A 20,721-nucleotide genomic window follows, 5' to 3' on the forward strand; every position below is an offset into this window, starting at 1 on the left:
CGGGCTGACGGCTTCAGCGGACAAGGGTCTCCTGGAGGTGTGCGGCTCGGCGGTCGATCTCGGCGGCGATCCCGTCCGGGCCGGCGCCGAGGACACTGCGCGATTCGCTCACGATCGTCGAGGCGGCCAGCGCTCCGAACAGCCTCGACGCGTCCGCGGTGTCGGCGCCCTGGTGGCCGAAGCCGGGCGCCAGCACCGGCAGTGCGGGGCGGAGCGGAGTGCCCGTGCCGATGCCGTAGTCGCCGAGTGCGACCGTGGCCCCGAGCACGACGCCGACCGAGCCGATCGACGAGCGCGCGTGTCCCGCGTTCCAGGATGCCACGTCGGCCAGCACCGCGTGTGCCACCGTCGAGCCCGCGGCGGGGCCGTCCTGCAGCAGCGCGCGCTGCACCGGCCGCGCCTCGGCGTTGGAGGTCGCGGCGAGGACGAAGACGCCCTTGCCCGCCTCCTCGGCCAGCGCGAGCATGCCCTCGAGCGAGCCGACGCCCTGGTAGGCGGCGGCCGTCATCGCGTCGGCCTCGAGCGGCGAGCCGGGGCGCAGCCACGCCTCGGCGTAGGCCGTGACGCTCGTGCCGATGTCGCCGCGCTTCGCGTCCGCGATGACCAGCAGGCCCGCGGCGCGCGCGTCGGAGAGGACGCGCTCGAGCGCCGCGTAGCCCGCCGAGCCGTGCCGCTCGAAGAACGCGACCTGCGGCTTGACCAGGCCGACCCGGCCGGCCGACGCCTCGACGACGCGCCGGCCGAAGGTCTCCAGGCCCGCCGCGCTGTCGTCCAGACCCCAGGCGTCGAGCAGGAACGCGTGCGGATCGATCCCGACGCAGAGCTGGCCGAACGCGTCGAACGCGGCCTCGAGCCGGGCGCCGAAGGATCCGGCGCCCGGCTGTGCGGCGGCGTCCGTCACGCCGTGCGCTCCGCCCGGCGGATCGCGTAGTCCTGCAGGCTGGTCACCTCGAACGGCTCCGCTCCGGCGTCGAGCGAGGCGACGGCCGCGGCGAGCTGGGCGATGGTGGTGAACAGCGGCTTGTCCGCGGCGACCGCGGCGGCGCGGATCTCGTAGCCGTCGGCGCGGGAGGCGCCGCCGCTCGGCGTGTTGATCACCACGTCGACCTGGTCGCGGTTGACGAGCTCGACGATCGACGGCGCGTCGTCGACGGCCTCCTCGCTGTACTTGCGCACGACCCGGGCCTGGATGCCGTTGCGGTTGAGCACCTCCGCGGTGCCCTCGGTGGCGAGGATCTCGAAGCCGAGCTGGCGCAGGCGCAGGGCCGGCAGCACGATCGAGCGCTTGTCGCGATCGGCGACCGAGATGAAGACGGTGCCGCTCGCGGGCATGCCGCCGTAGGCCGCCTCCTGGCTCTTCGCGAAGGCGCGGGGGAAGTCGCGGTCGATGCCCATGACCTCGCCGGTCGAGCGCATCTCGGGGCCGAGCAGCGAGTCGACGATCTTCCCCTCCTTGGTGCGGAAGCGCTTGAACGGCAGCACCGCCTCCTTCACCGCGATCGGCGAGTCCATCGGCACGTCGGAGCCGTCGCGCTCGGGCAGCAGGCCCTCGGCCTTGAGCTCGGCGATCGTCTCGCCGACCATCAGGCGCGAGGCGGCCTTCGCGAGCGGGATGCCGAGCGCCTTCGAGACGAACGGCACGGTGCGCGAGGCGCGCGGGTTCGCCTCCAGGACGTAGAGCACGCCCTGGCCGATGGCGAACTGCACGTTGAGCAGGCCGCGGACGCCGACGCCCTCGGCGATGGCGAGGGTCGCCTCGCGGACCTTGTCGATCTGCTGACGGCCCAGGGTGACCGGCGGCAGGGTGCAGGCCGAGTCGCCGGAGTGGATGCCGGCCTCCTCGATGTGCTCCATCACGCCGCCGATGTAGAGCTGCTCGCCGTCGTAGAGCGCGTCGACGTCGATCTCGATCGCGTCGTCCAGGAAGCGGTCGACGAGCAGCGGGTGCGTCGCGTCGATGATCCCCTCGTCGGCCATCCGGGCGAAGTAGTCCTCGAGCTGCGGGGAGCCGTAGACGATCTCCATCCCGCGGCCGCCGAGCACGAACGACGGGCGGACGAGCACGGGGTAGCCGATCTCGACCGCGACCGCGAGGGCGCCCTCGAGGTCCGTCGCCGTGCCGTTGCGCGGGGCGAGCAGGCCCGCCTCGTCGAGGATGCGGGAGAACGCGCCGCGCTCCTCCGCGAGGTCGATGTTGGCGGGCGTGGTGCCGAGGATCGGCACGCCCTCGGCCTCGAGGCCGGCGGCGAGGCCGAGCGCGGTCTGGCCGCCCAGCTGCACGACGACGCCGACCAGCTCGCCGGACTGCGACTCCGCGTGGATGACCTCGAGCACGTCCTCGAGCGTCAGCGGCTCGAAGTACAGGCGGTCGGAGGTGTCGTAGTCGGTCGAGACCGTCTCGGGGTTGCAGTTGATCATGATCGTCTCGAACCCGGCGGCCGAGAGCGCGAAGGACGCGTGCACGCAGGAGTAGTCGAACTCGACGCCCTGGCCGATGCGGTTCGGACCGGAGCCGAGGATGACGACCTTGCGGCGGTCGGCCGCGACGACCTCGGTCTCCTCGTCGTAGGAGGAGTAGTGGTACGGCGTGAGCGCCGGGAACTCGCCCGCGCAGGTGTCGACCGTCTTGTAGACCGGGCGGACGGCGAGGTCGTAGCGGGTGCGGCGCACCTCGGCCTCGTCGAGACCGCGCAGCTGCGCGATCTGCACGTCGGAGAAGCCGTGGTCCTTCGCCAGGCGCAGGACGCCGGCGTCGAGGCCGTCGTGCTCGCGCACCAGCTCGGCGATCTCGTTGATCAGCACGATCTGGTCGAGGAACCACGGGTCGATCTTGGTGGCCTCGAAGGCCTGCTCGACGCTCGCGCCGAGGCGCAGCGCCTGCTGCACGGTGACGATGCGGCCGTCGGTCGGGGTCTTCGCGATCTCGAGCAGCTCCTCGACCGAGCGCGACTGGTCGCCCCAGTGGAAGGAGGAGCCGCGCTTCTCGAGCGAGCGGAGCGCCTTCTGCAGCGCCTGCGCGTAGTTGCGGCCGATCGCCATCGCCTCGCCGACCGACTTCATGGTCGTGGTCAGCGTCTTGTCGGCGGCCGGGAACTTCTCGAAGGCGAAGCGCGGCACCTTGACCACGACGTAGTCGAGGGTCGGCTCGAAGCTGGCCGGCGTCACCTTGGTGATGTCGTTCGGGATCTCATCGAGGCGGTAGCCGATCGCGAGCTTCGCGGCGATCTTGGCGATCGGGAAGCCGGTCGCCTTCGACGCGAGCGCCGAGGAGCGCGAGACGCGGGGGTTCATCTCGATCACGATGATCCGGCCGTCGGCGGGGTCGATCGCGAACTGGATGTTGCAGCCGCCGGTGTCCACGCCCACGTCGCGGATGATCCGGATGCCGATGTCGCGCAGCTTCTGGTACTCGCGGTCGGTCAGGGTCAGCGCCGGGGCGACCGTGATCGAGTCGCCGGTGTGCACGCCGACCGGGTCGACGTTCTCGATCGAGCAGACGACGACCGTGTTGTCGGCCGTGTCGCGCATCAGCTCGAGCTCGTACTCCTTCCAGCCGAGGATCGACTCCTCGAGGAGCACCTCGGTGGTCGGGCTCTGGTGCAGGCCGTCGCCGACCATCCGCACGAGCTCGTCGACGGAGTGCGCGAAGCCGGAGCCGAGGCCGCCCATGGTGAAGGACGGGCGGATGACCAGCGGGTAGCCGAGGTCCTCGGCGAAGCCGATCGCCTCCTCGACGGTGTGCGCGATGTACGACTTGGCGACGTCGGCGCCCGCGTCGAGCACGAGCTGCTTGAAGATCTGGCGGTCCTCGCCGCGGTTGATCGCCTCGAAGCTCGCGCCGATCAGCTCGACGTCGTACTTCTCCAGGATCCCGAGGTCGTGAAGCTGGATCGCGGCGTTGAGCGCGGTCTGGCCGCCGAGGGTCGGCAGGATCGCATCGGGGCGCTCCTTGGCGATGATCGCCTCGATCGCCTTCGGGGTGATCGGCTCGACGTAGGTCGCGTCGGCGAAGTCCGGGTCCGTCATGATGGTCGCCGGGTTCGAGTTGACGAGGATGACGCGGACGCCCTCCTCGCGCAGCACGCGGCAGGCCTGGGTGCCCGAGTAGTCGAACTCGACCGCCTGGCCGATCACGATGGGGCCGGAGCCGATGACGAGGACGCTTCTGATGTCTTCCCTGCGGGGCATTACTTCTGCTCTCCGGTGGTCGAGGCGGTGGTGGTGTCGGTGGAGTCCGCGCGGGCGGGCTCGTCGCCGCCCTGCTCGGCCGTGCGCTGCACGACCATGGCGCGGAAGCGGTCGAAGAGGTGGTTGGAGTCGTGCGGGCCGGCCGCCGCCTCCGGGTGGTACTGGACCGAGAACGCGGGGATGTCGAGGCAGCGCAGCCCCTCGACGACCGAGTCGTTGAGGCTGTAGTGGCTGACCTCGACCCGGCCGAAGCCCTCGGGCGAGTCGAGCTCGCCGTCGATCGGGGCGTCCACCGCGAAGCCGTGGTTCTGCGAGGTGATCTCGACCCGGCCGGTCAGCTTGTCGAGCACCGGCTGGTTGATCCCGCGGTGGCCGAACGGCAGCTTGTAGGTGCCGAAGCCGAGCGCGCGGCCGAGCAGCTGGTTGCCGAAGCAGATGCCGAAGAACGGCAGGTCGGCGCGGAGCGTGGTGCGCAGCAGGTCGACGTGGCGATCGGAGGCCTCCGGGTCGCCTGGACCGTTGGAGAAGAACAGCGCGGAGGGGTCGAGGGCGAGCACCTGCTCCGCGGTCGTCGACTCGGGCAACACGTGCACGTCGAAGCCGCGCTCGGAGAGGTAGTGGACCGTCGAGGTCTTGACGCCCAGGTCGATCACGGCGACCGAGCCCACGCGCTCGCCCTGCGCGGGCACGGTGTAGCGCTCCTCGGTCGAGACGGAGGAGGAGAGGTTCAGCCCCGCCATCTGCGCGCCGCCGAGCACCAGCGCGAGCTGCTCCTCCTCGGGGAGGGCGAGGTCCTCGCCGGAGAACACGCCGGAGCGCATCGAGCCGAGCGAGCGGATGTGCCGCGTGATCGCGCGGGTGTCGACGCCGGAGATGCCGACGATGCCGTCCTTCTCCAGGTCGTCGTCGAGCGAGCGCTGCGAGCGGAAGTTCGAGACCACGCGGGAGGGGTCGCGGACGACGTAGCCGGCGACCCAGATGCGGCGCGACTCCTCGTCCTCGTCGTTCATCCCGGTGTTGCCGATGTGCGGGGCGGTCTGCACGACGATCTGACCGGCGTAGGACGGGTCGGTCAGCGTCTCCTGGTAGCCGGTCATGCCGGTCGCGAAGACGATCTCACCGAGCGTGCGGCCGCGTGCGCCGTAGGCCTGACCCGAGAATCGTCGCCCGTCCTCGAGGACGAGGACGGCGGTGGGTTCGGTGCTGAGGCGTGTGGTTGGCACGGACTAGGAGCCCTTCTGGGTCGAGTCGGAGCCGCCGTCGGCGGATCCGGGGTGGGAGGGGGAGGAATCGGGGCCGGCGAGCCGCTGGAGCTCGTCGATCAGGCGTCGTCGGAGCGCCGGGTCGGCCACGCGGAGGTAGCTGTCCACGACCTCGTCGCCGCGGGGCGACCAGGAGAGCACGAGCAGCCCGCCCTCCTCGACGACGCGGTCGATGGCGTAGGAGCCCTCGCCGGCGCCGCGCAGGAGCGCCGCGGGGATCACGGTCTCGCGCTCGCCGACCGGGGCGATCACGACGCCGCGCTCGTGCAGCCGGAGCGTCGCCCGGCCGCGGAAGCCGAGGCCCGGCAGCACCACGCGCTCGAGCGGCTGCTCGAAGCGGGTGGTCGCGACGTAGGGCAGCTCGACGGCCTCGCGCTCGGCGCCGAGCGACGCGGCGGGCACGGCCTCGGGCGCGAGGGCGGCCGAGCGGCGCCGGCGCGCGCGCCAGGACAGCGCCATCCCGAGGAAGACGAGCGCGACGACCGCGGCGATGACGAGCGCGATGGCGGTCCTATCCACGGGCGACCCTCGCTGCCGCGGCGACGGTGGCCGCGTCGACGAGCTCGCCGTCGAGAACCGTGGGGACGCCCCGGTGCAGCGTCGCGACGACGCGGCCCGGCAGCTCGCGACCGAGGTAGGGCGAGTTGGTGCTGCGCCCGCGCAGGTCCTCGGTGGAGAAGCGGCGGCGCACCTCGGTGTCGTAGAGCACGACGTTGGCGGCGGCGCCCACGGCGAGGCCGTGCTGGTAGCCGTCCAGCCGGCCGATCCGCGCGGGGGCGGAGGAGAGCACGCGGGCGACGTCGGCCCAGCTCAGCCGGCCGTCCTCGACCACCGCGGCGTGCACGACGCTCAGGGCGCTCTCGAGGCCGACCATGCCGAACGCGGCGGCGTCCCACTCGCAGTCCTTCGCCTCGACCGGGTGCGGGGCATGGTCGGTGGCCACGATGTCGATCGTGCCGTCGGCGAGGGCCTCGCGGAGGGCGAGCACGTCCTCGTCGCGGCGCAGCGGCGGGTTGACCTTGAAGCGGGCGTCGTAGCCGGCCGCGCCGTCCACCCCGGCGATCAGCTGCTCGGAGAGGAGCAGGTGGTGCGGGGTGACCTCGGCCGTCACATCGATGCCGCGGGCCTTGGCCCAGCGGATCACGTCGACGGAGCCGGCGGTGGAGACGTGGCAGACGTGCAGGCGCGAGCCGACGTGCTCGGCCAGCAGCACGTCACGGGCGATGATCGCCTCCTCCGCCACGGCCGGCCAGCCCTGCAGCCCGAGGGCGCTGGAGACGGCGCCCTCGTTCATCTGCGCGCCGACGGTGAGCCGCGGCTCCTGCGCGTGCTGGGCGACGACGCCGTCGAAGGCCTTCACGTACTCGAGCGCGCGGCGCATCAGCAGGGCGTCCGAGACGCACTTGCCGTCGTCCGAGAACACGCGCACCGCCGCCCGGCTGCGGGCCATCGCGCCGAGCTCGGCGAGCGACTCCCCCGCGAGGCCCACGGTGACGGCGCCGATCGGGCGGACGGTCGCGTAGCCGGCGTCCTCGCCGAGGCTCTGCACCTGCTCGACGACGCCGGCCGTGTCCTGCACCGGCGAGGTGTTGGCCATCGCGAAGACCGCGGTGAAGCCGCCCGCGGCCGCGGCGCGCGTGCCGGTCAGCACGGTCTCGCTCTGCTCGAAGCCGGGCTCGCGGAGGTGGGTGTGCAGGTCGACGAGGCCCGGCAGCGCCAGGAGCCCGTCGGCGTCGATCACGCGAGCGCCGCTCGAGTCGACATCGGTGCCGATCTCGACGATCGTCCCGCCGTCGATCAGGACGTCGGCCGTCGACTCGTCGGCGAGCGTCGCGCCCGAGAGGAGGATCCTCGTACCGGTCATCACAGGACCTCCCTTTCACCGGACAGCAGCAGGTACAGCGCCGCCATCCGCACGGACACCCCGTTCGCGACCTGCTCGAGCACCGTGGAGCGGCTCGAATCGGCGGCGGCCGAGGAGATCTCGACGCCCCTGTTCATGGGTCCGGGGTGCATCACGATGGTATCCGGGCCGAGGCGGGCGAGCCGCTCGTCGTCCAGGCCCCAGATGCGCGCGTACTCGCGGCCGTTGGGGAAGAAGCCGCTCGACATCCGCTCGAGCTGGATGCGCAGCAGCATCACCACGTCGGGCAGCCCGGAGTCGATCGCGTCGTCGAGGTCGAAGCGGATCGTGGCCGGCCAGTCGAGCGTGTCGACGGGGACGAGCGTGGGCGGGGCGACGAGGGTGACCTCCGCGCCGAGCGCGGTCAGCAGCCAGACGTTGGAGCGGGCCACGCGCGAGTGCAGGATGTCGCCGACGATCGTCACCGCGACGCCGTCGAGGCTCTTGCCGCGGGAGGCGGACGCGCCGTGCAGCCGGCGGCGGATGGTGAAGGCGTCGAGCAGCGCCTGGGTCGGATGCTCGTGCGTGCCGTCGCCGGCGTTGAGGATGGCGGCGTCGATCCAGCCGCTCGCCGCGAGCACCGCCGGGGCGCCGGAGGCGTGGTGGCGGATCACGACGCCGTCGGCGCCCATCGCCGCGAGGGTCTGCGCGGTGTCCTTGAGGCTCTCGCCCTTCGAGACGCTGGAGCCCTTGGCGCTGAAGTTGATGACGTCGGCCGAGAGCCGCTTCGCCGCCGCCTCGAACGAGATGCGGGTGCGGGTGGAGTCCTCGAAGAAGAGGTTGACCACGGTCTTCCCGCGCAGGGTCGGCAGCTTCTTGACCTCGCGGTTCTGCACGTCCGACATGTCCTCGGCGATGTCGAGGAGGCCGATCGCGGTGGCGCGGTCGAGGTCGCGAGTGGAGAGCAGGTGCCTCATCGGGTGCCCCCGTCCGGTGCGGACTCGATCGCGACGGTCTCGATCGCGACCAGGTCCTCGCCGTCGGTCTCGACCAGGCGGACGTTGATCCGCTCGCTGAGGCTGCTGGGCAGGTTCTTGCCGACGAAGTCCGCGCGGATCGGCAGCTCGCGGTGGCCGCGGTCGACCAGGGCGGCGAGCCGGACGGCGCGCGGGCGGCCGATGTCGCTGAGCGCGTCGAGGGCCGCGCGGATGGTGCGGCCGGAGAAGAGCACGTCGTCGACGAGGACGACCGTGCGGCCGTCGATGCTCGCCGGGACGGCGGTGCGCGCGGGCGTCCGCGTCGGGTGGTGGGCGAGGTCGTCGCGGTACATCGTCACGTCGAGCGAGCCGGAGAACACCGGGGCGGCCCCGGGCTCGATCCTGGCGATCGTGTCGGCGATCCGCCGCGCGAGCGCGACTCCGCGGGTCGGGATCCCGAGGATCACCAGCGACTCCGCGCCCCGATTCGACTCGAGGATCTCGTGAGCGATGCGCGTCAGAGCGCGCGTGATGTCAGCGCTGCTGAGCACGATTCGTGCCGTCACACCGACCTCCTTCCCCGTCTCTCTGGACGGCCTTAAAGGAAATGCCTCCCCGAGTATAGGGGTCCGCCTGCTCCCGCCCGGCCGCAGCAGCATCCTGGTCGAGGAGCCGTCCGCAGGACGGCGTCTCGAGACCCGCCACCGTCGGCACGCGCGGTCTGCGGCCGCATGCGCCAGCGACGGAGGGTCTCGATGCGCCCGCGGTGCGGGCTACTCGATCAGCAAGGGCCGGCCGCCCCTGTTCCGTACCCGGTTCAGGCCGTCGCGCGCGACTCGGCGACGGAGGCGAGCAGGCCGTTGATGAAGCCGGCCGAGTCGTCGGTCGACAGCAGGGTCGCCGCCTCGACGGCCTCGGAGATCGCGACGCCGTCCGGGACCGCGTCGTTGTGCAGGATCTCCCAGACGCCGATCCGGAGGATCGCGCGGTCGACCAGCGGCATGCGCGACAGCGTCCAGCCCTTCGCGAGCTGCGCGATCAACGCGTCGATCTCGTCCGCGTTGTCGATGACCCCGTCGACGATCTCGCGGGCGTACAGCCAGGAGGCCTCGCGCGCCGGCTCGTTCGCGGCCCGCTCGGCCTCCGAGCGCAGCGACTCCGAGAAGGAGATCTGCCGGACGTCGGCGTTGTAGATGATGTCGAGGGCGCGCTTGCGCGCCTTCGTCCGAGCACTCACGGGAGCCCCGGCTCAGCTGACGCGGCCGAGGTAGTCGCCCGTGCGGGTGTCGACCTTGACCTTGGTGCCCTGCTCGAGGAAGAGCGGGACCTGGATCTGGTAGCCGGTCTCGACGGTCGCGGGCTTGGTGCCGCCGGTCGAGCGGTCGCCCTGCAGGCCCGGCTCGGTGTAGGTGATCTCGAGCACGACGGAGGCGGGGAGCTCGACGTAGAGCGGGTCGCCGTCGTGCAGCGCGAGGGTCAGGTTCTGGTTCTCGAGCATGAAGTTCGCCGCGTCGCCGACGACGGCCTCGGGGACAGTGATCTGGTCGTAGTCCGAGGTGTCCATGAAGACGAAGTCCGCGCCGTCGCGGTAGAGGTACTGGAAGTCGCGACGGTCGACGTTGGCCGTGTCGATCTTGGCGCCGGCGTTGAAGGTCTTGTCGACGACCTTGCCCGTCAGCACGTTCTTCATCTTGGTGCGCACGAACGCGCCGCCCTTGCCCGGCTTCACGTGCTGGAAGTCGATGACGTTCCAGAGCTGACCGTCGATGCTGAGGACGGTGCCGTTCTTGATGTCGGTGGTAGAGGCCATGCGAAGGGGGATCCGTTTCGTGGAAGTCTGCTGATCGGCCGATCCGGCCAACCCATCGAGTGTAGTCGGTCCGGCCCGCAGGCGGCCGGGCGGCCTCCCCCGGCCGGACGATGCGGTCCACGGGCGCCCGGAGCAGACTGGAGGGACGCCCACGACCGAGGAGGTCGCATGACCCTCAGCACCGCTCACTCCGGGATCGTCTCCGCGGCGGCCCGCTCCGACTTCTTCACCCCGACCATCCCGAATCAGATCGTCGTGCCGCCGTGGTACTCCGCCGTCTTCGTGATCGTCCCGATCGTCATCGTGGCCGTCTTCGTCCTGGTGATCGTGCTGATCGTCCGCAACGCCCGCCGGGCGAAGCAGCTCGGCGTCGACCCGACCACGATGCAGACCGACATGGCCGCCCGCTACCTCCGGCACGGCGTCGGGCCGGCGGGGTCCTCGCTCACCGACCGGCTGGCCGAGCTCGACCGCCTGCGCGCCGCCGGCACGATCAGCGCCGAGGAGCACGCCCGCGCCCGCGAGGCCGCGCTCACCGGCGACCGCGGGGCGGACGACCGGCGGGGCTGACCCCGCGCGGCGCTGCTACGCGCCGATCTCCTGGTACGCCGCGAACAGCAGCGACGTCTCCGGTCCCTGCAGGATGCTCGGGCGCGCGAGATCGTCGAGCACCACGAAGCGGAGCATCCCCGCGCGCGACTTCTTGTCGCGCTGCATCGCGGCGAGCAGCGTCTCCCAGCGGCCGAGCGGGTAGCTCGTCGGCAGCGTCAGCGACTCGAGGACGCTGCGCTGGCGATCGACGACCGCGTCGCTGAGCGAGCCGGTGAGCCGTGACAGCTCGGCGGCGAACATCATGCCGACCGAGACCGCCGCGCCGTGGCGCCACTGGTAGCGCTCGGCGTGCTCGACCGCGTGGCCGAGGGTGTGCCCGTAGTTCAGGATCTCACGGAGGCCCTTCTCGGTGAAGTCCTCGCTCACGACGCGCGCCTTGATGCCGATCGACAGCTCGACCAGGCTGCGGAACTCCTCCGACGTCGGGTCGGTCGCCAGGTCCACGTCCGACTCGATGATGTCCAGGATCCGCGGCTCGGCGATCATGCCGTACTTCACGATCTCGCCGAAGCCGGCCAGGATCTCGTTGCGCGGCAGGCTCGTCAGCACGTCGAGGTCGGCGACGACGGCGCGGGGCGCGTGGAAGGCGCCGACCAGGTTCTTGCCCTCGGCCGTATTGATGCCGGTCTTGCCGCCCACGGCCGCGTCGACCATGCCCAGCACCGTGGTCGGGACCTGCACGAGATCCACCCCGCGGAGCCAGGTCGCGGCGACGAAGCCGGCCAGGTCGGTGATCGCGCCGCCGCCGAAGCCGACGACCGCGTCGGTGCGGGTGAAGTCGGACTGCCCCATCACCTGCCAGCAGAAGGCGGCGACCTCGACGCGCTTGGCGGCCTCGGCGTCGGGCACCTCGGCGAGCAGCACCTCGTAGCGCTCGAGGAGGCTCTCGCGGATCTCGGCGGCCAGGACCGCGAGGGTCGGCGGGTGCACGATCAGCACCTTGGCCGCGCGCGGGCCGATCGCGTCGGCGAGGCCGTCGAGGAGGCCGCGGCCGACCGTGATGTCGTAGCCGTTCTCTCCCGTGACGGTGAGGGCGGTGGCGCCGTCGTTCATGCTCTTCTTCCGGTCGGGCGGCCGGTGGGGGCCGCCGGTTCTGTGGTGCTGGTGGCTTCGGTGGTTCTGGTGGAGTCGGTCGTGCTGGTGCTGGTCGGTTCAGTGGCGGCGGGTGCGGGACCGGGGTCGCCGGTGGCCGCCTCGCGCTCGCGCACCCAGGCGGTCACCTCCGCGGCGAGGGTCGTGATCGGCCGGCGCGAGGAGTCGACGACGGTGTCGGCGAGGGACTCGTAGACCGCCCGCCGCGATTCGAAGATCCGCGTCCAGTCCGCGACACCGCCGCGCACCAGGGGGCGGCCGGAGCCGAGCCGGTCGCGCACGGCCTCGGCGGTCGTGGTCAGCAGGACGACGGGGACGCCGGCCAGATCCGCGCGGGTGCCCTCGTCCAGCACCGCTCCCCCGCCCAGGCTCAGCACGACGCCGCGGCGGACGGCCTGCTCGACGACCCGGCGCTCTTCCACGCGGAAGGACGCCTCGCCGTGCAGGTCGAAGTACGCGGCGATCGGACCGTGCCTGCGCACGAACTCGGCGTCGGAGTCGACGAACTCGGCCGCGAGGGCCTTCGCGACCCGCTTGCCGATGGTCGTCTTGCCGGCCCCCATCGGGCCGATCAGGACGACACGGGCTCGGGCCGCGCCGGTATCGTGACCCGCCATCAGCGGGCCCGGCCCGGTAGGTGCTCGGGCATCAGACGAGACCGAGCGCCGGATCGCTGGCGGCGAGCGTGCGCAGCTCCTCCGGGATCGCGTCGAGGTAGCCCCGCAGGTTGCGGCGGGTCTCGGTGACGCTGTCGCCGCCGAACTTCTCCAGCACGGCGTTCGCGAGCACCAGGGCGACCATCGCCTCCGCGACGACGCCCGAGGCGGGCACCGCGCAGACGTCGGAGCGCTGGTGGTGCGCGCCGGCCGCCTCACCGGTCGCGACGTCGACCGTGCGCAGCGCGTGCGGGACGGTGGCGATCGGCTTCATGCCGGCGCGGACGCGCAGGACCGTGCCCGTGCTCATGCCGCCCTCGGTGCCGCCGGCGCGATCGCTCGAGCGGCCGATGCCGCCTTCGGCGACGAAGAGCTCGTCGTGCGCCTCGGAGCCGCGGCGGGTGGTGGTGAGGAAGCCGTCGCCGACCTCGACGCCCTTGATGGCCTGGATGCCCATCAGCGCGGCGGCCAGCTGCGCGTCGAGCCGGCGGTCCCAGTGCACGTAGGAGCCGAGCCCCGGCGGCAGGTCGTAGGCGAGCACCTCGACGACGCCGCCGAGGGTGTCGCCGTCGTCGTGCGCACGGTCGACCTCGGCCACCATCAGGGCGCTGGTCGTGGCGTCGTGGCAGCGCAGCGGATCGGCGTCCAGCGCGTCGACGTCGGCGGGGGTCGGCAGGGCCGAGCCCTCCGGCACGCGGACCGGGCCGATCGCGAGGGTGTGGCTGACGAGGGTGATGCCGAGCTCGCCGAGGAAGCGGCGGGCGACGGCGCCGAGCGCGACGCGGGCGGCCGTCTCACGGGCCGAGGCGCGCTCGAGGACGTTGCGCGACTCCTCGAAGCCGTACTTCTGCATGCCGACCAGGTCGGCGTGACCCGGGCGCGGGCGGGTGAGCGCGGCGCCGCGGCCCTTGGGCAGCGTCTCGGGGTCGCGCGGCTCGGCCGCCATCACGTCGACCCAGCGCGACCACTCGGTGTTGCCGATGCGCAGCGCGATCGGGCCGCCCGTGGTGGCGCCGTGGCGGATGCCGGACGAGACGTTCAGCTCGTCCTGCTCGAACTTCATCCGGGCGCCGCGACCGTAGCCGAGCTTGCGCCGGGCGAGGTCGGCGCGGACGTCGTCGAGGGAGACGGGGACACCCGCCGGCAGTCCTTCGAGGACGGCGACGAGTTCGGGACCGTGGGATTCCCCGGCCGTGAGCCAACGGAGCATCCTCCGATTCTCGCACACGCCTCCCACCGGACTCGCGCCTCGCAGGCTCAGAGGGCGGAGTCCGCCGGGAGAGTCGCGCGCATCGCCGCGAGCACGGCGTCCTCCTCCGCCAGCGGCACGGCCGGGTCGCCGCCGACGAAGACCCGCACCTGCAGGAGCGCCTGGTGCAGCAGCATGCCGAGGCCCGAGACCACCGGCGAGCCGGCCGCGCCCCAGCGCACCGCGAGCGGGCTGGGCCAGGGCGAATAGGCGACGTCGAAGAGGGTCGAGCCCGCCACGACGGCGTCGGGCACGACCAGCTCGGCGGAGGCGCCGCCCGGCAGCGTCGAGACGAGCAGCGGTGCGGCGTCCGTGCCGTCCCACTCCGAGAACGGGCGGACGTCGAGGGCGACGCCGACGGCGGCCGCGATCGCGGCGAGCGGAGCGGCCTTCTCCGGCGAGCGGAGCGTCACCGTCACCCGCGCGGCCCCGAGCTCGGCCGCTGCGGCGAGGGCGGAGGCGGCGGTCGCCCCTCCCCCGAGGATCTCGACGCGCTCGGCCGAGTGCACCCCCGCCTCGCCGAGCGCTCGGACGATCCCGGCCACGTCGGTGTTGAAGCCGCGCAGCCTCGGCACGTCGGCGGAGCGGTCGAGCAGCACCGTGTTGACGGCGCCGGTCGCCCGGGCGACCAGGTCCTCCTCGGCGAGCAGCGGCCGCACCGCGTGCTTGAGCGGCATCGTCAGCGACAGGCCGTGCCAGAGCGCGACCGGATCGGCGACGACCGCGGCGAGCGTCGCCTCCGTCGCCTCGACCGCGGTGTAGCTCCAGTCGAGCCCGAGCACCCGGTAGGCCGCCGCGTGCAGCTCGGGTGAGCGCGAGTGCGCGATCGGCGAGCCGAGCACCGCCAGCCGGCGCCCGCCCGGCGCCGACTCCGCGGTCACTGGTACTCCGGGTGGTCCCGCATCCACGCCTGCCACTGCGCCACCGCGGCGTTGTGCTCGGCGTCGGTCGTCGAGTAGACCGTCTCGCCGGTCTCGAGGTTCACCGTCACGAAGTAGAGCCAGGTGCCGTCCGCGGGCTGCAGCACGGCCTGGATGGCGACGTCGCCCGGGTTCGAGATCGGCGCGGGCGGCAGACCGTCGCGCTGGTAGGTGTTGTAGACGTTGTTCGCGTCGTTGCGCTCAGCGTCGGTCGTGGTCACCCGGTCGGTGGCTCCGGTGCCGTAGGCGACGGTCGCGTCCGACTGCAGGCGCCAGCCCTGGTCGAGGCGGTTCTGGAACACGCGCGCGACCTTCGGGAAGTCCTCGGCGACGCGCGCCTCGCGCTGCACGAGCGAGGCGAAGACGACGGTGCGGTAGCGGTTCTCGACCGGCACGCCCGCCGCGTCGAGCGACTGGTACATCCGGTTCACGAGCGTCTGCAGGATGTCGTGCGCCGAGGTGCCCGGGTCGATGTCGTACGTCGCCGGGAAGAGGAAGCCCTCCAGGCTGGTCGCCTCGGCGGGGAGTCCGTAGGAGCCCCAGTCCGCGGCGGCGGCCTCGAGATCGGCGAGCGCGACGCCCGAGCCGTCCGCGATCAGGGGCAGCGCACCCGTGAGCGAGGTGCCCTCGGGGATGACGAAGGTGTTCGCCAGCCGGGTCGACTCGGAGTCGAGCAGCGCGGACAGCGCCGCCTTCGCGCTCATCTCGGCTTTGAGCGAGTAGGCGCCCGGCTGGAAGACGGGCTCGGGGTTCTCCGCGAGCAGCAGCTCGTAGAACGGCGTGTAGGACTTGATGACGCCGTCCGCGACCAGGTTCTCCGCGATGGTGCTGCCGCCGTCGCCCTGGTGGATGGTGAAGACGACCTCGCTCGTGCCGGTGCCGGTGAAGTCGGTCGGCTCCGGCTCCGCGAAGAGCGCGCGGACCGGCTCGACGAAGATCGTCACGGCGATCGCGACGAGGGCCACGAAGACGCCGAAGGCGAGGAGCCCGCCGATCAGTCCGCGATGACTGCGGCGGGGCGTGCTGTCGCGCTTCTTGCGGCGCCGGCGCGTCGAGGCGGCGGCGTCGGGATGCGCGGCGGCGACGGACTCGCCGCGGTCGCGCGGGGCGCCGACCTCGGGGCCGGCGAACAGGTGGTCGAGAGGGTCGTGCTCCGCCTCAGAGGCGGGGCGCTGCTCCGGGCTGTGCGGGAGCTGACTCTGCTGATCGGCCTCGGCTGCGCGGGCGGCGCGGCGGCTCGGGGGGACGTCGGTCACGGGTGGGTCGTCCTTCGTTCGGTTCGAGCGCTGACCCGGCGGGGGAACCGGACGAGCGCTCGGAATCGATGGCGTGCTGCAGGATCACCACGGCGGCGACCTGGTCGATCACGGCGCGGGAGCCGCGGGTGCTGCGTCCCGAGCGGTGCAGCGCGCTCTGGGCGCTCACCGTCGAGAGCCGCTCGTCCACGAGCCGCACCGGGGCGGTCGGGACGGCGGAGGCGAGGCGCGCCGCGAAGGCGCGGGCGTCGTCCGTCGAGGCCGTCTCGGCCCCCGACAGCGACAGCGGGAGGCCGACGACGATCGCCGTCGCACCGAACTCGGCGGCGAGGGCCGCGATCCGGGCGACGTCGGCGCCGTCCGGCGCCTCCGCGACGCGCGCGACCGTCTCCACCGGCACGGCGAGGAGGCCGTCGGCGTCGCAGCGCGCGACACCGATGCGGGAGCGGCCCACATCGATGCCGAGCCGGACGCCGAACCTCTCCATCTAGCGGGTCGCCTCCTCGACGACGGCGTCCAGCGCGGCGCCGATGGCGGACACGTCCGAGCCGCCGCCCTGGGCGAGGTCGTCCTTGCCGCCTCCGCCGCCGCCGAGGATCCCGGCGGCCCGACGGGCGAGCACGCCCGCCTTCCGGCCGAGCTCGCGGGCGGCGGGGGTGGTCGCGACGATGACGGCGGGCTTGCCGGCGACGTCGGCCGCGAGGGCGACGACGGCCGCCTCCTGGCCGAGGCGCTCGCGCACCGAGATCACGAGCGAGCGCAGCTCGTCGCCGGAGCCGGCCGTGCCGACGTTCTCGGCGACGATCGTGACGCCGTTGATCGAGCGCTTCGTGGCGGCGATGGCGGGGACGCGCTCGGCCAGGGCGCGGGCCTCGAAGCCGGCGATCCGCTTCTCGGCGGCCTTGAGGCTCGCGACCAGCTCGGCGATGCGGTCCGGCAGCTGCTCGCGCGGCGTCTTGAGCGAGGACGAGATGGTGCTGACCAGCGCGCGCTCGGCGACGAGCTCGCTCAGCGCCTCGCGGCCGACGAGCGACTCGACGCGGCGGTTGGTCGAGCCGACCGACGACTCGCTGATCAGGCTGATCAGCCCGATCTCGGCCGAGGTGCCGACGTGGGTGCCGGCGCACAGCTCGCGCGACCAGGGGCCGCCGATGTCGACGACGCGGACGACCTCGCCGTACTTCTCGCCGAAGAGCGCCATGGCGCCGAGCGCCTTGGCCTCGTCGAGCGGGAGCTCGCGGGTGACGACCTCGAGGTTGTCGCGGATCGCGCCGTTGGCGATGTCCTCGATCTCGCTGCGGGTCTCGAGCGAGAGCGCCTGGTTCCAGGAGAAGTCGAGGCGCAGGTAGCCGGCCTTGTTGAACGAGCCGGACTGGTGCGCCTGCGGGCCGAGCACCTGGCGCAGCGCCGCGTGGATGAGGTGGGTGCCGGAGTGCGCCTGGCGGGCGCCGCGGCGCCAGTCGCGGTCGACGACGGAGGTGGCGGCGTCGCCGACCCCGACCTCGCCGCTCGCGACCTGGACCTTGTGGCTGATCAGGCCCTTGACGGGCTTCTGCACGTCGAGGACCTCGAGGTCGAAGCCGTTGCCGACGATGCGGCCGGCGTCGGCCTCCTGGCCGCCCGACTCCGCGTAGAGCGAGGTGGCCTCGAGGATCACCTCGGCGATGTCGCCGGCGACCGCCTTCTGCACCGCGTGCCCGCCGACGATGAGGCCGAGGATCCGGGACTCCGTGTCGAGCACGTCGTAGCCGGTGAAGAGCGTCTCGCCCTTGGCGCGGAAGTCGGCGTAGACGGAGAGGTCGGCGAGGGCGTTCTTCTTCGACTTCGCGTCGGCCTTCGCGCGCGTGCGCTGCGCCGTCATCAGGGAGTCGAACGCCTCGCGGTCGACGCTGAGCCCGGACTCCTCGGCGATCTCGAGGGTGAGGTCGATCGGGAAGCCGAAGGTGTCGTGCAGGAGGAAGGCGGTGTCGCCGGGCAGCGTCGCCGCCTCCGCCTTCTTGGTCTTCAGCACGGCGAGGTCGAGGATCTCGGTGCCGGCCGCGAGGGTTCGCAGGAACGCCTCCTCCTCGCCGTAGGCGCTGGTGGAGAGGCGCTCGAACTCGGTGGAGACCTCGGGGTAGGCCGACGCCATCGCGTCGCGCGAGGCGGTGAACAGCTCGGGGAAGGTCGCGGTGTCGACGCCGAGGAGGCGCATCGCGCGGACGGTGCGGCGCATCAGGCGGCGCAGGATGTAGCCGCGGCCCTCGTTCGACGGCGTCACGCCGTCGGAGAGCAGCATCAGCGACGAGCGCACGTGGTCGGCGATGACGCGCATCCGCACGTCGTCCTCGTGCACGGCGCCGTAGCGGCGGCCCGACAGCTCGGCGGCGCGGTCGAGGACCGGGCGCACCTGGTCGATCTCGTACATGTTCTCGACGCCCTGCTTGAGGAACGCGACGCGCTCGAGGCCCATGCCGGTGTCGATGTTCCTGCTCGGCAGCTCGCCGAGTATGTCGAAGTCGACCTTGCTGGTGCCCTGCCCGCGCAGGTACTGCATGAAGACGAGGTTCCAGATCTCGACGTAGCGGTCGTCGTCGGTGGCGGGGCCGCCGTCGATGCCGTAGGCGGGACCGCGGTCGAAGAAGATCTCGGAGCAGGGGCCGGCGGGGCCGGGCTGGCCGGTGGACCAGTAGTTGGTGTCCTTGTCGAGGCGCTGGATCCGCTCGTCGGGCAGGCCGGCGATCCTCTTCCAGAGCGCGATGGCCTCGTCGTCGTCCTTGTAGACGGTGACCCAGAGGTCCTTCTCGTCGAAGCCGAGGTTCCCGTCGCTCTCACTGCCGGTGAGGAGCTCCCAGGCGTAGCCGATCGCCCCCTCCTTGAAGTAGTCGCCGAAGGAGAAGTTGCCGTTCATCTGGAAGAACGTGCCGTGGCGGGGGGTCTTGCCGACCTCCTCGATGTCGTTCGTGCGGATGCACTTCTGCACGCTGGTCGCGCGGCTGTACGGCGCGGGCACGACCCCGGTGAGGTAGGGGACGAACGGCACCATGCCGGCGACGGTGAAGAGGAGGCTCGGGTCGTCGCTGACGAGCGAGGCGGAGGGGACCACGGTGTGCCCGCGGCTTCCGAAGAAGTCGAGCCAGCGGTTGCGGATGTCTGCGGTCTGCATGGGTTCCGTTACGTTTCGGTCGATCGGATCGACGCGGGTGTCTGTCGGGCCTGCGGGGCCTGTCGGGCCTGCAGGGTCTTTCGGGCGAGGCGGGGCGTCAGCCCTCGCCGATGGCGGCCTTGAGCTCGGCCTCGCGCTGGTGATAGCCCTCGGAGACGGCGTCGCCGAGCTCCTTCGCCGTGCGGTTGAGATCCTCGAAGAGCCGGGCGCCCGCCTCGGTGCGGGCCACCTGGTGCGCGACGGCGAAGCCGAGACCGATCCCGATGACGATCAGCACGATGTTCTTCACGGCGTTTCCTCCCACACAGCTTTGCGTTCCACACGGCGGTCGGCCCGAGGGCGCGACGACCCCCTCGATTGTAGGGCGCGAGCGGCGGCCTACTTCGAGGACGACCTGCGGGTGCGCCGAGAGCGGCGCGCGGCGCCGCGTCCGACCGCGGCACCCGCCTTGTCGGCCGTGCGGCCGGCGACGAGGACGGCGCGGACCCCGGCGGTGAAGCCGGCGAGCTTGATCAGCGGGCCGCCGATGGTCGCCGCGGTCAGGGCGACGAGCGCGTTCACGTTGCCGGTGACCTCGGCCACGTCCTTCGTGATGGTGTCGACGCGGGCCAGCTGCTGGTTCGCCTCGTGCAGCGTCGACGCCGACTCGTCGAGGATCGGGGTCAGGCCGTCGCTGGCCTGCTTGATCGCCTCGCTCGTGCTGTCGAAGACCCGTCCGAGCTTCCAGAGCGGGATCGCGGCGACGGCGACGAGGATCGCGAACACCCCCGCGGCGATGAGCCCTGCGATGTCTCCACCGGACACGATGACCTCCGTTTCGGCGCCGCCGGATGCGGCACCCCAGCCTACCGACGGCGCGCGGCGGCCCCGGTCCGGCCGGGTGCGGCACCGGCAGACCTCCGGCACCCGGAAGGACCCCCGGCACGTCGAGACACCCGGACCCTGCGAGCCGGAGCTCGGATCGCGGGCCGGACCGACGCGGCTGCACGGCGGCGGCTGCGCGCCGAGCAGGCCCGGGAACGAGGAAAGGCCCCGGCAGGAGCCGGGGCCTTTCCAACGGGGGTGCGCTGACTAGCGGGCCGCGTAGTACTCGACGACGAGCTGGACTTCGCAGGTCACGGGGACCTCGGCGCGCTTCGGGCGGCGCAGGAGCGTCGCCTGGAGCTTGTCGATCTCGACCTCGAGGTAGCCCGGGGTCTTGGGGAGGACGTCGACGTGTCCGCCGGCGGCCGCGACCTGGAAGGGCTCGGTGCCCTCGGAGCGGGTCTTGACGTGGATGACCTGGCCCGGCTTCACGCGGAAGGAGGGGCGGTCCACCGTCTGGCCGTCCACCATGATGTGGCGGTGGGTGACGAACTGGCGGGCCTGCGCGGTCGTGCGGGCGAAGCCCGAGCGCAGCACGAGGGCGTCGAGACGCATCTCGAGGAGCTCGACCAGGTTCTCACCGGTCAGGCCCTGGGTGCGGCGCGCCTCCTGGAAGGCGATGCGCAGCTGCTTCTCGCGGATGCCGTACTGGGCTCGCAGACGCTGCTTCTCCCGCAGGCGGACGGCGTAGTCCGAGTCGGCCTTGCGCTTCGAGCGGCCGTGCTCACCCGGAGCGTAGGGACGCTTCTCAAGGTAGCGGGCGGCCTTCGGGGTCAGGGGGATGCCGAGGGCGCGCGAGAGGCGCGTCTTCGAACGGGTACGTGAGGTGGTCGACACTGTGGTCCTT

At 72.4% G+C, this 20,721-nt stretch carries 19 protein-coding genes and 1 pseudogene; 1 reads left to right on the forward strand and 19 read right to left on the reverse strand.

The features are described 5' to 3' along the window. Positions 1-13: 13 nt before the first annotated feature. The 9 genes from pyrF to efp all read right to left on the reverse strand — a co-directional run bounded on the left by pyrF (position 14) and on the right by efp (position 10,080). Complete coding sequence (gene pyrF / locus GTU73_RS12190; RefSeq protein ID WP_160089840.1) at positions 14-901, reverse strand: orotidine-5'-phosphate decarboxylase; 888 nt, start codon at positions 899-901, stop codon at positions 14-16. Then, positions 898-4,188 carry a carbamoyl-phosphate synthase large subunit gene (gene carB, locus GTU73_RS12195; protein WP_160089842.1) on the reverse strand — a complete coding sequence of 1,097 codons (3,291 nt, stop codon included), beginning with the start codon at positions 4,186-4,188 and terminating at the stop codon, positions 898-900. Before carB ends, pyrF begins: the two co-directional genes overlap by 4 nt. Further along, complete coding sequence (gene carA, locus GTU73_RS12200; RefSeq protein ID WP_160089844.1) at positions 4,188-5,411, reverse strand: glutamine-hydrolyzing carbamoyl-phosphate synthase small subunit; 1,224 nt, start codon at positions 5,409-5,411, stop codon at positions 4,188-4,190. Before carA ends, carB begins: the two co-directional genes overlap by 1 nt. Positions 5,412-5,414: 3 nt before the next feature. Beyond that, positions 5,415-5,969 (reverse strand): hypothetical protein, encoded by a 555-nt coding sequence (locus tag GTU73_RS12205; RefSeq protein WP_160089846.1) that lies wholly within the window; start codon positions 5,967-5,969, stop codon positions 5,415-5,417. Beyond that, positions 5,962-7,314, reverse strand: coding sequence for a dihydroorotase (locus GTU73_RS12210; RefSeq protein WP_160089848.1), 1,353 nt, complete (start codon positions 7,312-7,314; stop codon positions 5,962-5,964). The genes GTU73_RS12205 and GTU73_RS12210 overlap by 8 nt, the downstream gene beginning before the upstream one ends. After that, positions 7,314-8,270, reverse strand: a complete 957-nt coding sequence (locus GTU73_RS12215; protein WP_160089850.1) for an aspartate carbamoyltransferase catalytic subunit — start codon at positions 8,268-8,270, stop codon at positions 7,314-7,316. Before GTU73_RS12215 ends, GTU73_RS12210 begins: the two co-directional genes overlap by 1 nt. Next, positions 8,267-8,836 carry a bifunctional pyr operon transcriptional regulator/uracil phosphoribosyltransferase PyrR gene (gene pyrR / locus GTU73_RS12220; RefSeq protein WP_160089852.1) on the reverse strand — a complete coding sequence of 190 codons (570 nt, stop codon included), beginning with the start codon at positions 8,834-8,836 and terminating at the stop codon, positions 8,267-8,269. Before pyrR ends, GTU73_RS12215 begins: the two co-directional genes overlap by 4 nt. A gap of 251 nt (positions 8,837-9,087) precedes the next feature. After that, on the reverse strand, positions 9,088-9,507 hold the full coding sequence (nusB, locus tag GTU73_RS12225) for a transcription antitermination factor NusB (RefSeq protein WP_160089854.1): 420 nt from the start codon (positions 9,505-9,507) through the stop codon (positions 9,088-9,090). Between the two features lie 12 nt (positions 9,508-9,519). After that, on the reverse strand, positions 9,520-10,080 hold the full coding sequence (efp, locus tag GTU73_RS12230; protein ID WP_123446216.1) for an elongation factor P: 561 nt from the start codon (positions 10,078-10,080) through the stop codon (positions 9,520-9,522). A gap of 168 nt (positions 10,081-10,248) precedes the next feature. On the opposite strand from efp, the gene GTU73_RS12235 reads away from it, so the two are divergent. Further along, positions 10,249-10,650: a hypothetical protein gene (locus tag GTU73_RS12235; RefSeq protein WP_160089856.1), complete on the forward strand. Its 402-nt coding sequence runs from the start codon at positions 10,249-10,251 to the stop codon at positions 10,648-10,650. Between the two features lie 15 nt (positions 10,651-10,665). Here the strand turns inward: GTU73_RS12235 and aroB are convergent, their stop codons facing one another. The 10 genes and pseudogenes from aroB to rpsD form a co-directional block, all read right to left on the reverse strand. Further along, on the reverse strand, positions 10,666-11,745 hold the full coding sequence (gene aroB / locus GTU73_RS12240) for a 3-dehydroquinate synthase (protein WP_160089858.1): 1,080 nt from the start codon (positions 11,743-11,745) through the stop codon (positions 10,666-10,668). Continuing rightward, on the reverse strand, positions 11,742-12,401 hold the full coding sequence (locus GTU73_RS12245; protein WP_160089860.1) for a shikimate kinase: 660 nt from the start codon (positions 12,399-12,401) through the stop codon (positions 11,742-11,744). Before GTU73_RS12245 ends, aroB begins: the two co-directional genes overlap by 4 nt. Positions 12,402-12,432: 31 nt before the next feature. Continuing rightward, entirely contained in the window at positions 12,433-13,650 is a 1,218-nt protein-coding gene (gene aroC / locus GTU73_RS12250) for a chorismate synthase (protein ID WP_160089862.1), read from the reverse strand. A gap of 47 nt (positions 13,651-13,697) precedes the next feature. Further along, entirely contained in the window at positions 13,698-14,570 is an 873-nt protein-coding gene (locus tag GTU73_RS12255; RefSeq protein WP_208543662.1) for a shikimate dehydrogenase, read from the reverse strand. Next, positions 14,567-15,865 (reverse strand): endolytic transglycosylase MltG, encoded by a 1,299-nt coding sequence (gene mltG, locus GTU73_RS19070; RefSeq protein ID WP_160089864.1) that lies wholly within the window; start codon positions 15,863-15,865, stop codon positions 14,567-14,569. Before mltG ends, GTU73_RS12255 begins: the two co-directional genes overlap by 4 nt. Before the next feature lie 25 nt (positions 15,866-15,890). Continuing rightward, positions 15,891-16,352, reverse strand: a pseudogene (gene ruvX / locus GTU73_RS12265) (Holliday junction resolvase RuvX); the annotation flags it as partial. Further along, positions 16,353-19,010, reverse strand: coding sequence for an alanine--tRNA ligase (alaS, locus tag GTU73_RS12270; protein ID WP_160089868.1), 2,658 nt, complete (start codon positions 19,008-19,010; stop codon positions 16,353-16,355). 97 nt (positions 19,011-19,107) lie between these two features. Beyond that, entirely contained in the window at positions 19,108-19,299 is a 192-nt protein-coding gene (locus GTU73_RS12275; RefSeq protein WP_123446208.1) for a hypothetical protein, read from the reverse strand. Positions 19,300-19,388: 89 nt separating this feature from the next. Beyond that, positions 19,389-19,814: a DUF948 domain-containing protein gene (locus GTU73_RS12280; RefSeq protein ID WP_160089870.1), complete on the reverse strand. Its 426-nt coding sequence runs from the start codon at positions 19,812-19,814 to the stop codon at positions 19,389-19,391. A 267-nt stretch (positions 19,815-20,081) separates the two neighbouring features. Next, positions 20,082-20,711 (reverse strand): 30S ribosomal protein S4, encoded by a 630-nt coding sequence (gene rpsD, locus GTU73_RS12285; RefSeq protein WP_123446206.1) that lies wholly within the window; start codon positions 20,709-20,711, stop codon positions 20,082-20,084. Between the last annotated feature and the right edge of the window lie 10 nt (positions 20,712-20,721).

This window comes from Rathayibacter sp. VKM Ac-2804, assembly GCF_009866655.1.
In the GTDB taxonomy this organism is placed as follows: Bacteria; Actinomycetota; Actinomycetes; order Actinomycetales; family Microbacteriaceae; genus Rathayibacter.